This is a genomic window from Rheinheimera pacifica, from assembly GCF_024809855.1.
Lineage (GTDB): Bacteria > Pseudomonadota > Gammaproteobacteria > Enterobacterales > Alteromonadaceae > Alishewanella > Alishewanella pacifica_A.
This window is the reverse complement of record NZ_JANUEM010000004.1, coordinates 282,333-296,105: the sequence shown is the minus strand read 5'-3', so window position 1 is coordinate 296,105 and position 13,773 is coordinate 282,333. Positions and strand designations below refer to the sequence as shown.

14 protein-coding genes are annotated in these 13,773 nt (G+C 43.0%); 8 read left to right on the top strand and 6 right to left on the bottom strand.

What is annotated here, in order from left to right:
• Window positions 1–58: 58 nt before the first annotated feature.
• The 5 genes from M2404_RS08535 to M2404_RS08515 all read left to right on the top strand — a co-directional run bounded on the left by M2404_RS08535 (window position 59) and on the right by M2404_RS08515 (window position 5,428).
• Window positions 59–1,081: a tetratricopeptide repeat protein gene (locus tag M2404_RS08535; RefSeq protein ID WP_259239297.1), complete on the top strand. Its 1,023-nt coding sequence runs from the start codon at window positions 59–61 to the stop codon at window positions 1,079–1,081.
• Complete coding sequence (locus M2404_RS08530) at window positions 1,066–1,815, top strand: hypothetical protein (RefSeq protein ID WP_259239296.1); 750 nt, start codon at window positions 1,066–1,068, stop codon at window positions 1,813–1,815. Before M2404_RS08535 ends, M2404_RS08530 begins: the two co-directional genes overlap by 16 nt.
• A 334-nt stretch (window positions 1,816–2,149) precedes the next feature.
• Window positions 2,150–2,389 carry a toxin-antitoxin system HicB family antitoxin gene (locus tag M2404_RS08525; RefSeq protein WP_259239295.1) on the top strand — a complete coding sequence of 80 codons (240 nt, stop codon included), beginning with the start codon at window positions 2,150–2,152 and terminating at the stop codon, window positions 2,387–2,389.
• A gap of 698 nt (window positions 2,390–3,087) precedes the next feature.
• Window positions 3,088–4,047, top strand: a complete 960-nt coding sequence (locus M2404_RS08520) for a reverse transcriptase family protein (protein WP_259239294.1) — start codon at window positions 3,088–3,090, stop codon at window positions 4,045–4,047.
• Window position 4,048: 1 nt separating this feature from the next.
• On the top strand, window positions 4,049–5,428 hold the full coding sequence (locus M2404_RS08515) for an AAA family ATPase (RefSeq protein ID WP_259239293.1): 1,380 nt from the start codon (window positions 4,049–4,051) through the stop codon (window positions 5,426–5,428).
• 326 nt (window positions 5,429–5,754) lie between these two features.
• Here the strand turns inward: M2404_RS08515 and M2404_RS08510 are convergent, their stop codons facing one another.
• From M2404_RS08510 to M2404_RS08500, 3 genes are read right to left on the bottom strand one after another with little or no spacing between them, the layout of a single operon-like run.
• Window positions 5,755–5,832 (bottom strand): type II toxin-antitoxin system YhaV family toxin, encoded by a 78-nt coding sequence (locus tag M2404_RS08510; protein WP_259239324.1) that lies wholly within the window; start codon window positions 5,830–5,832, stop codon window positions 5,755–5,757.
• Window positions 5,833–5,860: 28 nt separating this feature from the next.
• Window positions 5,861–6,229, bottom strand: a complete 369-nt coding sequence (locus tag M2404_RS08505) for a type II toxin-antitoxin system YhaV family toxin (protein ID WP_259239292.1) — start codon at window positions 6,227–6,229, stop codon at window positions 5,861–5,863.
• Between the two features lie 2 nt (window positions 6,230–6,231).
• Complete coding sequence (locus M2404_RS08500; protein ID WP_259239291.1) at window positions 6,232–6,564, bottom strand: type II toxin-antitoxin system PrlF family antitoxin; 333 nt, start codon at window positions 6,562–6,564, stop codon at window positions 6,232–6,234.
• A gap of 203 nt (window positions 6,565–6,767) precedes the next feature.
• On the opposite strand from M2404_RS08500, the gene M2404_RS08495 reads away from it, so the two are divergent.
• A complete protein-coding gene (locus M2404_RS08495; protein ID WP_259239290.1) occupies window positions 6,768–7,574 on the top strand; it encodes a PhzF family phenazine biosynthesis protein in 807 nt (268 codons plus the stop codon).
• 25 nt (window positions 7,575–7,599) lie between these two features.
• On the opposite strand, the gene M2404_RS08490 is transcribed toward M2404_RS08495, so the two are convergent.
• On the bottom strand, window positions 7,600–8,067 hold the full coding sequence (locus M2404_RS08490; protein WP_259239289.1) for a CreA family protein: 468 nt from the start codon (window positions 8,065–8,067) through the stop codon (window positions 7,600–7,602).
• Window positions 8,068–8,286: 219 nt separating this feature from the next.
• Between M2404_RS08490 and M2404_RS08485 the strand changes: the two genes are divergently transcribed.
• Together M2404_RS08485 and M2404_RS08480 are read left to right on the top strand one after the other, a co-directional pair.
• A complete protein-coding gene (locus tag M2404_RS08485) occupies window positions 8,287–8,598 on the top strand; it encodes a cupin domain-containing protein (protein WP_259239288.1) in 312 nt (103 codons plus the stop codon).
• 188 nt (window positions 8,599–8,786) lie between these two features.
• Window positions 8,787–11,027, top strand: a complete 2,241-nt coding sequence (locus tag M2404_RS08480) for a YgiQ family radical SAM protein (protein ID WP_259239323.1) — start codon at window positions 8,787–8,789, stop codon at window positions 11,025–11,027.
• A gap of 15 nt (window positions 11,028–11,042) precedes the next feature.
• Here the strand turns inward: M2404_RS08480 and M2404_RS20280 are convergent, their stop codons facing one another.
• Together M2404_RS20280 and M2404_RS08465 are read right to left on the bottom strand one after the other, a co-directional pair.
• Window positions 11,043–12,797, bottom strand: coding sequence for a PAS domain S-box protein (locus M2404_RS20280; protein ID WP_310503075.1), 1,755 nt, complete (start codon window positions 12,795–12,797; stop codon window positions 11,043–11,045).
• A 245-nt stretch (window positions 12,798–13,042) separates the two neighbouring features.
• Complete coding sequence (locus M2404_RS08465; RefSeq protein ID WP_259239287.1) at window positions 13,043–13,588, bottom strand: GNAT family N-acetyltransferase; 546 nt, start codon at window positions 13,586–13,588, stop codon at window positions 13,043–13,045.
• Window positions 13,589–13,773: the final 185 nt, after the last annotated feature.

The following is a 13,773-nucleotide window of genomic DNA, read 5'->3' as shown; positions in this document are numbered from 1 at the left end:
GTTACAAACACTGTTATTCTGCCAACTTATCTGAGTTATTGATTGAAGTGGAGACGAAATGAAGCCGAACGTTTTAATGTTACTCAGTATTTGCTTGCTACCATTATCAGTTCAGGCTGATTGTCTAAGCTCAATTAAAAACGACCTGTACGAAAAAATTTGGACGGCTTGTACCCAAGATAAAGGCGATATCCTGTTCATGGTAGACAGCAAAGGCAAGCATGAATTTGGTACTTATGATACGCCGAGCACAGCGGCGATGGAGCTGATACTAAAAGCGGAGCAAGGAGACTCGCTTCATCAGTATTTTTTATCTGAAGTTTTGGCGCTGTATTCAATGGAGAAAGCGGTTGAAAACAGCAGCAATGCTGTAGCAATAGCCAGAGATCTTAAAATAGAATCTAATATCATGCTGAAAAAAGCTGCTGAGGGTGGAGCTGTACCTGCACTTTACAAAAGTGTCGCTATGTTTACTTCCCATACGAATCCGACTGCAGATGAAAAAGCGACAGCAATTCGTTATGCAGAATTACTTCGTGACAATGGCGAGGCTGGAGCAGAAAAGCTGCTGCAAAAAGTTACACAGAAAAGCGTTGGTAACTCTGCGATTGCAGGCTACGAGAATGCGCTGCGAGATTATAAGGCGTTAGACGATACCACGCTTCTTAAAGTGGCTGATGCAAGCCGTACCGGCTCTTTATTGGTAGAAGTTGATACGGGCGTTGTAGTTCTTACGCGTCGAACAGCTGTAGATAAAAACGAAGCAAAAAGTCGCGAGATTTATTATTTTCTGGTTCGTGAGAGGAATAATGCAGAGGCAGGCTATATTTTAGCCAGATGGCTTGGTAAGAGCGATAAGCCACAAGCACTTGAATTATATAAGTTGGCTGCCAATAACGGGCAGCCGGATGCCGCAGCATGGTTGGGTGAGTACTATGTTTGTAACGATGATAAAGCGAAAGCGTTGCAGTGGTTGGAAAAAGCAACGCAGCTCGGGTTTAAAGACTCGGAATATATTATCGGAGAAATTGAAGAACTTGGTAAGCCAACCAGCTGTAGCGGTAATTGGGTCAGCAATTAATCTGTATCAATCCTCATAATGGAAACGCTGTAGCCGATGTTGATTTACTGGCTGCAATATCGATAATATTGACCCAATCGACCGAGTATAATTCTTTGAAATTAAAATTCTTTTTATTTGGTTTTACTGCTGCACTCTGTGTATGGATAGTTTTTTTCCCTCGCCAAGACTATCTTGCCATCGTCTCGGGCATGCTTTTTTTCCCGTTTGCTGTTTTGCTAAGTCTTTTTATGCCGCAGCTTTTTGTTCTCAAAGATGTAAAGTCTGTTGATCGAAGAAGCAATTTGGCTTTTGCGTCTTTTTTTGTGATCTTTTGTGTTGCGGTGCGTGTTTTGACTGACATGGAGATAACAAACTATGGGTTGTTTGTTCTACTCCTTGTTCCTGCTACTACCCTTGTATTCATTGTTGTTTGGGCGCTGCCACATAAAATAGATATTGATACTATTGCTATAACAGCTATTTTCTATTCAATAGCATTTGTTCCGCTGTTAAATGAGCTTGGATCAGCGAAAACAGAGGTCATCACTTCAGGACCGTTAGTAAGAAAATATCACAGTACTAGCAGACCTCCGGGACGTTATTTAGTGACGCAAGATAGAAAGGAAAAGCTACAAATCCGAGTAGGTAAGTCCACATATGAGGGCTATCAAAAAGGTGATTTGGTTTGTATCAAAGTTCGTGTTGGTTGGCTCGGGCTTGAGTCTTTATCTCTGGTTCATTGCCCGTCTTGATTGCTCAACTTTTAAGTACCTTCAACAGGTCGGATCGTAATTAAATGCGCTAAAAAAGTATTTTGATTGGCTCTAATGGCTCGAAATTGCCATGGTAGAAGCCGGCGAGTGGACAGCAACCCACTGGTCTACGCACAGCATTCTGATCTGTTCATGTCCAAGCCCGGAAGCGTATCGGTAAGCGTTTAGCGTTTATGTAGTAACAACCAAGACCCCGGCCAGCATGCCGGGGTTTTTTATCGCTTAAATTGGCAATTGCGGTGTGTATTCTTTAAGGCTAAGCTGTTCTAACGTTCCAAATAAGCATACATTGGTTGCCCGTTAATAGCCTATTATGAAAAAGCTGACGATCAGAATGCCGGATGGTAAAGCCAGCAGGCTTAAAGCCCTGGCGCAAAGCCGCAATATCAGTGCTAATAAGCTTATAGAAGAGCTATCTACCATTGCATTGACTGAATATGATACCCAAGTCAGGTTTGAGGTACGTGCAGCGCGAGCTAACGCAACTCTGGGGTTAGCGCTGCTTGATGAGTTAGAAAAGCTGGAGTTGGCTAAGCGTTCGGAGGCCATTTAGTAACAGACAACCCCGCCAGTGTGTCGGGTTTCTATTGTGTAGCGCTGAGGATAGAGAGTTAGAAATATCAATGAACCTGGCCCTATCGATTCTGTAGCCCAAGGCTGCTCCTTATACCGCACATCAAAAACAGTCAAAACTTTGGCTAAGTGTCATGGGTCGCCTTTCCCTGCGAACAAGCGGATCTTAAAGTGATTCATAAGAACATAGCTGAGCAGGCTAAAATGAGCTTTGGGACGAATAAAGGCCATAGACTTACCTAGCCTTGAAAATGCGCTTTAGAATATTAGGGATTAGTAAAGCACTACCCTGGAGAGGTTTTAAAAGCCAGCTTATAGAACTTGAATTTTTGCTCAATACCCTATATCTTTAACTCATACCTCGCGACTAGGAGCATCTCCAGTCATTATGCGAGGTCCCTACAGGCTATGAGTCATGTTACCCTTACGCCAAATTGTTTTCTATATAGCGAACATTTGGTGTAAGAATGTAACTTTTTTCGTCTCTTTTTCGAACTCACCATCTCCTTACGAGAGTTAATTCGTTATCGCTTCATAAAATAACAATAAAATTGTCTTGACGTTAGCTGGCAAAGAACAAATATTAAACTTATCAACTGCTAATGAATTTTTATCGGTGAATGGGGAATTAACTAGTTGAACAACAGTAATACTAAGCGCAGCTTGGAGGAAATTTTTGTGTCGACATTTCATGAGAAAATGTCGTTCAAAGATTTTCTAAGGCTGGATGTTAAAAGCGAGTTTCATAAAATAGTGCAAAGTAAACGTACTATATATGCTCCTTCACCCAAGCTGAAGCAAATTCACCGCTTTATAAATAAAACAGTTCTAGAATTCGCTGATTACAACTCCCATGTTGTGTACTCGTACCGTAAAGGGGTTAGTATTCGTGATGCAGTAGAAAAACACTCAAACAACAATTTTTTCTTTCAAACTGACTTTTCAAATTTTTATGGTAGCCTCCATTTAGCTAACGTAAATTCATCTTTGAATAAGCAGCTGTCAAATACCCTAGTCTCTGATATTGAATGTTACATAAATAGAATAGTTGACGTCACTGTTGTTGATAACCATATTCCAGCAGGCTTTGCAACATCCCCTTTGCTTAGTAACATATGTCTGTTTGATTTCGATAATAAGCTCTTTGACTACTGTCAGGTGCGCGGACTTACTTATACTAGATATTCTGACGATGTGATCGTCTCTGGGGCTACCCCAGAGTTCACTGTTGACATAGAAAATGTTATCAGTGAAATGTTGAAAATTTATGTAAATTCAGAGATTAAAATAAATAAATCAAAGACAAAAATAAATAAAAAAGGGCATGATTTTAAAATTTTAGGTTTTAATATTTTACCTAACGGTATTGTAACCATACCAAGTGCTGATAAAAAAGAAATTGAGTCCTTGCTTTACTTTTACCTTACAGATAAAGAAAGATTTGAGAACTACTTTGAAAACTTAGCCATTCATAAACAGCTGGATTTAAGTGATAAATCTTTACAAGAATATGCAATCAGTACTTTATCAGGCAAGTTAATAGCCTTTAACTCAATGGATAAAAATTACATTTCCAAACTGCGCAGAAAATATGGAAATACGGTAATTGATATGTTCATTAGAAAATCGGTGAAGTAGTTTGAAGATCACAATTTCCGTGCAAAATATTCAACATATAAAAAAGCAGAAGGCTGTTTTCGACCTATCTCAAAACTCAATTATTTGTATTACAGGAAAAAACAGTGTCGGGAAAACCACACTCATTCGTGCAATTCGTAATCTAGCTATCAATAGTACGTTTCAGGAGACCGCTGCGCCTTACATTTTTCAAAAAGATAGCTCAATCACTTACTCGATTGACGGTTTTGGTAAGGATATCGAGTTTACCTACAACAGGTTTATAAAAGGGATAGACAGTAAACAAGACATCCCTGAAGATATTAAATCAAAAATAAAGGTCGAATTGCCAATACCTCACGGAGAAAGGTTTAATCACTTTAGGCGTTTAGCTGATATAGACGAAGAACTAAGAGCGAAAATAGCGATTGGTGACTATACTACATCAAATGAATTAGTAATTTTTCTTGAGAAAATTTACGGTGATAATCGGTTTGAAGGACTGAAACAAGTCGAGATTAAAAAGACGATCTATTACTTTATTTTAAAAGATGATATAGATCGATTTTATATTCGAGAAGACTACTTTAGCTCTGGAGAATACTTTGTAATCAATCTTTTCAAGCAGATACAGCAAGGGAAAAAGTTAATTGTAATTGATGAGATAGATATATCTCTAGATGCTAGCGCTCAAGTTAATCTTGTAGATGCTCTAAGAACATACTGCAGTCAATATGAAACAAATATAGTATTTACAACCCACTCCTTAGCGTTAATGAAGACACTTGAAGATGGTGAGCTTCATTATATGGAAAAAGAGCCTGGTGACGGCTTAATATCAATTACTCCACGTTCTTATAATTTTGTTAAAAGTATCATGTATGGCTTCATTGACTTTGATAAATACATACTTACAGAGGACGCATGCTTAGCTAACTACATAAATTTTTTACTTGGGTCAGCTGAATTTAATATGTTTTACCAGTATCAAGTAATTTATATAGGTGGAGCAACTCAGGTTATTGATTTAATGCAAAGAAACATAACTGCTAAGTTTCTTTCAGAACCGGAAAATATACTGGCGGTATTAGATGGCGACCAGAAAGGCAAAGATTACCTTAATGGAATTAATAACGTTATTTTTCTACCATTTTTAAATATCGAGCTGGAATTGTATCAAAGGTACGTGGCTGGCGAATTAGCTGTCTCTGATATCGAGGAGATTACCAATAAAAAGGAAACTGACAGGGCTAAAAATTTTTACAAACAGCTAACAAAAAAACACTTTAAGATTGGTTCGATAATGTCTGAACCTGAAATTTATAGGTATTTGGAAAAATTAGATCCTGAAGGCGTGCAAGAATTTAAGCGACAGTTGATCGAGTTTTTAAATCCTAAGTAACGTTCTACAAAAAGCTTTAGGCTTTGGCCTGTATTTTTGTGACATGACTTAATTTTCATTAGGGAACTATGCGATTAGCTCAGCTAAAACGATTGAATGGTCATCTCTCGCCAAAACCCTATAAGATAAGGCTTTCAGAGATGTTTCCAATTAGTTTGTATTAGTGGGTGAAATTAAGTGATAGATTACCTGCGAAGTTTCCAACTAGATATGGCATGCTCAGCTGCGGATTATGTAATATCCGGATAGAAACCAGGGCAAGTTGTGTTTGAAGCTACCGCAGGTTTCTCTGGTTGAGTAGGACAAAGACATCACGGAGTATCATTCTAAAGTGCGATTTTCACACCTCTGGCTGCTGTTAGCAGTGCTTCCCAATCGTCCGGCGGATTACCTGATTTAAGCATCTTTGCGAACACTTTGTAAGCATCGGTTTTACTGGCAAATGCCCCCCTTATTTTCTTCGTCATTCACCCAGGCATAAACGATAATTTTTGCTTCAAGGTGGTATCTGAAAAACAACCGGTATTGCTGAAAAAACTTAGCCCGAAACCAATGCTTATTGTTGCCGCCTAATGTCTTGCCCTGGCGGTAATCTGCCAGGGTTGGGTCTTGCGGAATAATGTCAAAGGCCAGCTTGTGAATAGCTGCCAAGCGCTTAATGTCATTTTTGCTGCGGTAGCCTTGTGGATCTTTGGCTTTTAGCGCTTCTACCTTGTCTTTCAGTGCTTGATACTGCTGTGCAAAAAGAGGATGGGTAAATAGCGTCCAGCCATTAACGACCATCGGGACTTGATCAGGCAAGTTTATTCGTCCTCAGCTGATAGCGGCTCATTCAAATTAATATCAACATCGGCAACCAGCGACGCTACGCTCTGCCGCATACTTATGGTTAATGGCTGCAGTTTTTCCGGATGCTGCTGCATATCAAGCGCCAGAAATGATAAAAACTGGTCAATAACCGGATCCGCTTCAACCGTTTCAGCGCGCTGCATAAGCACACTTCCATCCGACTGGATAACGTATTTAATCTTGTCTTTTTTACCCAGATGCAACGCTTGGCGCACAGGGCCCGGTACTGTTGTCTGAAAACGGTCGGTCAGTGTTGATTCTGCTTCCAAAGCCGTTTGTGCAAGCATGATGGTCTCCACAGGTTTACATTGGCTATGGTGGTTATTTTAGTTGCAGAATAATGGTAATGCAAATGCATTACTATTTTTTGGAATCAAAAGGGTTAGTATCATTGATTTTTCATTTATACCAAATGGCTGGTGTAAACTCTGGTTCAGGTGAAAACCTCGTGGCCATGGTTTGGTATAAACAGTTAACCCTTAAGGAGCTTGTGTTGGAATTAGATATTTATATTGTAGATGCCTTTACCAAACAACAGTTTAAAGGCAATGCTGCTGCCGTGGTGCCACTACAGCAGTGGCTGGCGTCTGAGGTGATGCAAAGTATTGCGGCAGAAAATAATTTGTCTGAAACTGCCTTTATCCGCGTGTTATCAGCCAATCAATATGAAATTCGCTGGTTTTCGCCATTAACCGAAATCGACTTTTGCGGCCATGCCACGTTAGCGGCATCTTATGTGATATTTAATCATTTGGGCGCTCAGGGCGATATTGAGTTTTTAACCGCTAAAGTGGGCGCATTGGTGGTTAATCAGCATAGCGACGGCAGAATTGAAATGAGCTTTCCTAACCAGTGCCCGCAAGTTGTTGAACAGGCACCTGCGGCGTTGTTAGCCGGTTTGTCTGTGAAACCAACACAGGTATTACAAAACCGCCAGGCCTATTTTGCGGTAATGGCATCGGAGCAGGATGTAAAAAGCCTGAGCTATGTTTCAGATCAGCTGAAACAGTTAGCCCCTTATGATGTGGTAGTGACTGCCAGGGGCAGTGCCATCACAAATGAGTATGACTTTATCTCACGCTATTTTTGGCCCGCTAACGGTGGCGATGAAGACCCGGTAACGGGGTCAATTCATGCTGGCCTTACGCCTTATTGGGCGAAAGAGCTGGCTAAAACTGAGTTGCTGGCGTATCAGGCTTCACAACGTGGCGGCATTTTATATTGCCGCCTTGCTGGTGAGCGGGTGTTGGTGTCAGGCTTTGCGGTGCTGTATTTAAAAGGTACCGCCTACCTGTAACACGAAGTTTTACCTCTGCCTGCTGCTATTGGTTTGGTACTGTCGCTGTAGCATAAGCTTCAGTACCCCACAGCGGCACGGTTGACAGGCTGTGTTTAAAGCTGCCGGAGGTTTCTTTGGTGGAGTAGGACAGATACATCAGGGTTTGGTTTTGTGGATCAAAAATACGGCGTATTTTCATGCTCTTAAAGAAGATGCTTTTTGATTTAGTAAACAACACCTCGCCGTTTTTGCTTTTGTCTATTTGGGCTATCATCGCGGCGGTGATAGGGCCGGTTTGGCGGCAGGCGATAGAGCTGTCTGACGGATCTGATAAGTTCAGGTTGGCTTCGATACTGGAGACATGGCAGGTCACGCCGGTAACAATTGGATCGTTAACGGCATCGAGCTTGATATCCTTGGTGGTAAACACGCCAAGTGATACATCACCCACTTCATTCTTGTTACAACCGGCAAGCATAAAAAGCAGTAATACACAGTAAACAGCGCGCATAGTGGGCCTCCCGAGGTTAAATCAGCTCATGTTTAATTATTAAACACTTTGATTGCGCTCATACTGCCACCTTTGCTGCTGGCAAAGAAGCAAAAACACTGCAAAGCAGGGTTTATTTTCCGGCGTTAGTTGTTTATTGTCTGGCTCCGAACCAGGTAATTGCATTTACACCCTAACAGGCTGGTAAGAAGGGTGTATAAGTACAAATAAAGGTAAACAATGAAAATAATCCGCAGTAAAGATTTTACCGCCAGCCGTGCCTGGGGCGCGTTGGATATTGCCAGTATGAATGGCATTACTACCCGGCTGCACTGGACTAATAAGCCGTACAAATGGCATATCAATGACGGTGAAGAAGTATTTGTTGTGCTGGATGGCATAGTAGATATGCATTACCGCGAAGCTGGCTTAGAGCAGGTTAGCCGGTTACAGGCCGGTGATATTTTTTATGCCGGTATCGGCTGCGAGCATGTTGCGCATCCGGTAGGTGAAGCACGGATTTTAGTGATAGAAACAGCCGGCAGTGTTTAGTTGGCGCATGTTATGCGGGGCTGCTGTTTATCGACATATGTTTTCATGAGTAAAAGACGATCGCTCAGGGCACCATTCGCCTTTCCCTAATACTCCTTGTATAATACGCGCCCTTGTTCCGCTCTGGTGCTTAATTTATGTCCACTGTTGCTACTACCGTTTCCCGCAAATCTGCCCCTGTAGCACGTATGGCGCCTGAGCGTGACTTATTCAGCTATCCGAAATACTGGGCTGAATGCTATGGCACGGCACCATTTTTACCAATGTCGCGCAAGGAAATGGATGTACTTGGCTGGGACAGCTGCGATGTTATTTTGGTAGTAGGCGATGCTTACGTTGATCACCCCAGCTTCGGTATGGCGGTAGTCGGGCGCATGTTAGAAGCCCAGGGCTACCGCGTAGGGCTTATTTGCCAGCCGGATTGGCACAGCAAAGACGATTTTATGCGTCTGGGTAAGCCTAACCTGTTTTACGGTGTATCGGCCGGTAATATGGACTCGATGATTAACCGCTACACCGCCGATAAAAAGCTGCGCCACGACGATGCTTACACCGCCGGTGATATTGGCGGTAAGCGGCCAGACAGAGCCGTAACGGTATACACCCAGCGCTGTAAAGAAGCCTATAAAGACGTACCGGTAATTATTGGTGGTATAGAAGCCAGCCTGCGCCGTATTGCGCACTATGATTACTGGTCTGAAAAAGTGCGCCGTTCGGTAATCTTTGACGCCAAGGCTGATATTTTAATTTACGGCAATGCTGAGCGGCCTTTGGTTGAAGTGGCGCACCGTATTGCTTCCGGTGTGCCTATCAGTGAAATCCAGGATGTACGCGGTACTGCTGTGATCCGCAAAGAGCCCTTACCGGGCTGGCGTGGCGTGGATTCTACTGCGCTGGATAAAATCGGCAAAATTGATCCGATCAGCAACCCTTATGGTGCCGATGACGTTGGTTGTAGCAGTTACTCGGAATTTGCCAAAGCCGGTATTGATTTAAGCAAGCCGCAAGAGGTGGAAGCTAAACCAGTTTTAGTGCAACCACCACGGCAAAAACCGTGGGAGCAAACTTACGTTAAGCTGCCTGCCTTTGAGCAGGTAAGCGTAAATAAACCGCTGTACGCCCATGCTTCGCGCATATTGCACCAGGAAACCAACCCCGGCTGTGCCCGTGCAATAATGCAGCGCCATGGTGACCGGCATATCTGGGTTAACCCGCCGGCGTTTCCGCTGTCTACTGAAGAGATGGATTTGGTGTTTGGTCTGCCATATCAGCGTGTGCCGCACCCGGTGTATGGCAAGGAAAAAATTCCGGCCTACGAGATGATCAAAACCTCGGTGAATATAATGCGCGGCTGCTTTGGTGGTTGCTCGTTTTGCTCTATTACCGAGCATGAAGGCCGTATTATCCAAAGCCGCTCGAAAGAATCGATCATGCAGGAAATTAAGGATATTCGCGACAAAGTACCGGGTTTTACCGGCGTGATATCCGATTTGGGCGGCCCAACGGCCAATATGTACCGTTTAAACTGTAAAAACCCCAAAGCTGAGCAAACCTGCCGCAGGCCAAGCTGTGTGTACCCGACCATCTGCGAGCATATGGACACCGACCAAAGCCCGACGGTAGAGTTATACCGCGAGGCACGCACATTACCCGGTATTAAAAAAGTACTGGTGGCATCAGGCGTGCGCTACGACCTGGCGGTGGAAGATCCTAACTATGTGCGCGAACTGGTGCAGCACCATGTCGGCGGCTATTTAAAAATAGCACCAGAGCATACCGAAACTGGCCCACTGTCGAAAATGATGAAGCCGGGTATGGGCGCTTATGACAAGTTTAAGGAAATGTTTGACCGCTTTAGTAAAGAAGCCGGTAAACAGCAGTTTTTAATTCCGTATTTTATTGCTGCCCATCCGGGTACTACTGATATGGATATGATTAACCTGGCGCTATGGTTAAAAGAGCGTGATTTTAAACTTGATCAGGTACAAAACTTTTACCCCAGCCCAATGGCGAACGCGACGACCATTTACCACACAGAAATGAACTCGCTGAAAAACATCAATAAAGCCAATGACGAAGTGGTAGCGGTGCCTAAAGGCGAGCGCCAGCGCCGCCTGCACAAAGCCATACTGCGCTATCATGACCCTAAAGGCTGGCCGCAAATTCGTGAAGCTTTAATTAAAATGGGCTTAAAGCACTTAATTGGCCGCAGTAAAGGCTGTTTAGTGCCGGAAGAGGGCAAAGATGAGCAGTTTAAAAAGCCACAAAAAGGTGGCCAACCGGCGCTAAGCCGCCACACCGGCTTAAACCCGGCGGCAAAAGCTATTGCGAGGCGTAACGAGAGTGGCAAGCAAGGCAAAAAGCCATTTAGTCAACCGGCCACCGGAGCAAATAAAGTGGCACCGAAAGCCAAAAACCGCAGTAACTAAACAATACTAAGGTGTTTAGTTACTTTTGCTGTTTAGCGTATTCAGGGTATTGGCTAAATCTTGTAGCAGGGTCTGGTTTTTACTGACTACAGTATTAATTTCACTGGCTGATGAACTGGCTTTTGATGCCAGGTTTCTTACCTCGTCGGCCACTACAGAAAAGCCACGCCCGGCATCACCGGCACGGGCGGCTTCTATAGCAGCATTTAAAGCCAGTAAGTTGGTTTGGTCTGCAATGGCATTAATGGTCGATACAATTTGGTTAATATTGGCACCTGATTTAACCAGTTCAGCCATAACCTGCTCTGATTGTTTTACTACCAGCAAGCGCTCAGTAATATCGGTGCCGTAAAGAATAATTTTTGCAATATTGCCGTAGGGATCTTTTACTGCACTGTAAGTACAGCCGATCCAGATTTCCTTCTGCTGCGTTTTAAAGCATTGTTCTTTACTGATACTGTTACCCTGCAGCATGGATTTTTGTTGAGCTTCAGATAAATACTCCTGCCAACTGCGTATTAGCGGGCGAAACTGCGCTAAAGACATGCCAGGAATTTTATCAGGATAACCATTTACTTCGCTTACTTTTCCAGCCATATCCCATTCAATAATCAATTGTGACTGTCCGATGGTGTCAAGCCGGGTTTCCGACTCCATGGCGGCGGTTTTTACGCTGGTGATATCAGCCAAAATAGCAATATAGCCGGTATGTTTGCCGTTTTTATCAATAACCGGATTACTGGTTACAGAAATCCACAGGCTTGCGCCATTTTTACAGTGAATTTCAATTTCGTCATAAAATGCATTGGGCGCTTCAAGCTCTGCCTCCATTCTTTTATAGGTGTCAGCATTGGTTCGGGGGCCTATCAGAAACTCTTTAGCTTTATGGCCGGATACTTCCGCTGCGTTAAAACCTGTCATACACTCGAAACCACGGTTAACATATTGAATATGCCTGTCACTATTGGAAATGATTACAGCATTGTCTGTTTCATTGGCTACCAGTGAAAGTAGCTGAAACTCATTACGCTGTTTAACCTCCTGTGTAATGTCGCTGGCAAACTTAATAATTTGTATAACCTTGCCGTCGGGAGAGGTTATCGGGTTGTAGGTAGCATGGATCCACACTTCTTTACCATTTTTACCATAGCGGCGGTACTCGGCGGTTTGATAAGTGCCTTCCCGTAGTTTCTGCCAGAATTTTTGATAGGCTGCGCTGTTTACCTCATCGGCAGAAACAAAGATTTTATGGTGTTTACCGCGGATCTCTGTCAGAGAGTAGCCCATTAGCTGCAGAAAGTTATCATTGGCATCATCAATAATGCCATCGGTATTAAAAGCAATAACGGCCTGAGCCCGGTGTATAGCCTGAATTTGTGACTCCAGCCTTGAACGTGCCATGACTTGTTGGGTGATATCACTGGCAAATTTAATAATTCGCTCTACTTTGCCACGCCGCAGGATTGGCGTATAAGACGCCTGGATCCATACTGTGCCGCCGCTTTTAGTACGGCGTTTAAATTCTGCGGTTTGTGCCATGCCGCTGCGCAGCTGTTGCCAAAATTGTTTATATTGTGCACTTTGGCTGTCGTGGGGGTCTAAAAATATGCTGTGATGCTTGCCTGCTACTTCCGCTAAATTGTATTCCATTAATTGCAGGAAATTAGCATTGGCTGTTTTAATCTGGCCATCCAGATCAAATTGTATTACGGCCTGTGAACTGTTAATGGCAGATATAATATCGTCAGCAGCAGAATTTATTCCTAACATAGCAACACCTCTGTAATCCATTCTTTGAATGTAGGCTACTAACCTTACCAATTCAATGTGTTAAATTACTTTTTATTTACGTAAGGTTTGCAGGATTGGCGCAGTGTCAGCAATATTATTTTTTGTGTTAAATTTTTAATCATGCAGCAACAGGATTTGATTACAGCTGCGCCCAAGCCAAAAGCTGGTTTGGGCTGCATTAGCTGCTCTGGGTTGAAGGCTATGGTTATACTTGTTGCCGGCAGTTATTCCGCTACAGGTATAGCCGGTTCGTCATTGTGGCAGGTGTAGATCAGGTCATCATATAATGTATTATTAATACTATAAGCTTGCTCAATGCGTTTACTCAGTACAAAACCACATTTCTCTAATACACGGCATGAGCCTGTATTACCTTCAGTTACTGTTGCCTGTAGTTGAGTTAGACCTAATGAAAAAGCAAATTGTTTTGTGGCTAATAAGGCTTCTGTTGCATAGCCTTTACCAAAATGCTCAGGTAAGAACATATAGCCAAACTCTGCGCTATTATGCTTGGCATCAGTGATAATAAATGCCATAGTTCCCAACGGTGTACCGCTTGTTATACAGCAGACAATCAAACATAACCATTGCCGTGGCCTGGCTTGCCATGCCGGCAATAAAACCCTGAATTTTGCGGTAATTTCCTCCAGCGAGGGCTCGTCAAATACGTAACGAATAATATCGTGTTCCTGGTGTAACCTGACAAATAACGGCCAATCGGTTACGGAAATTTGGCGCAAGCGAAGGCGTGGAGTTAGAAGTTCAAGCATTTATGCTCCTGTTTTAAGAGGGAAGCTTTCTCGCTACTTTATACTAATAGCCGTGGTTAGGTCTAGCAGTTAAGTATCTGAAAATTTACAATATTAACCATATGTTTCGCTTCAACCTGCTATAGTTCATCAGTGATTAATTTTCGTCGCTTATACTCGGCACTCACACCCGAGCAACGACACCC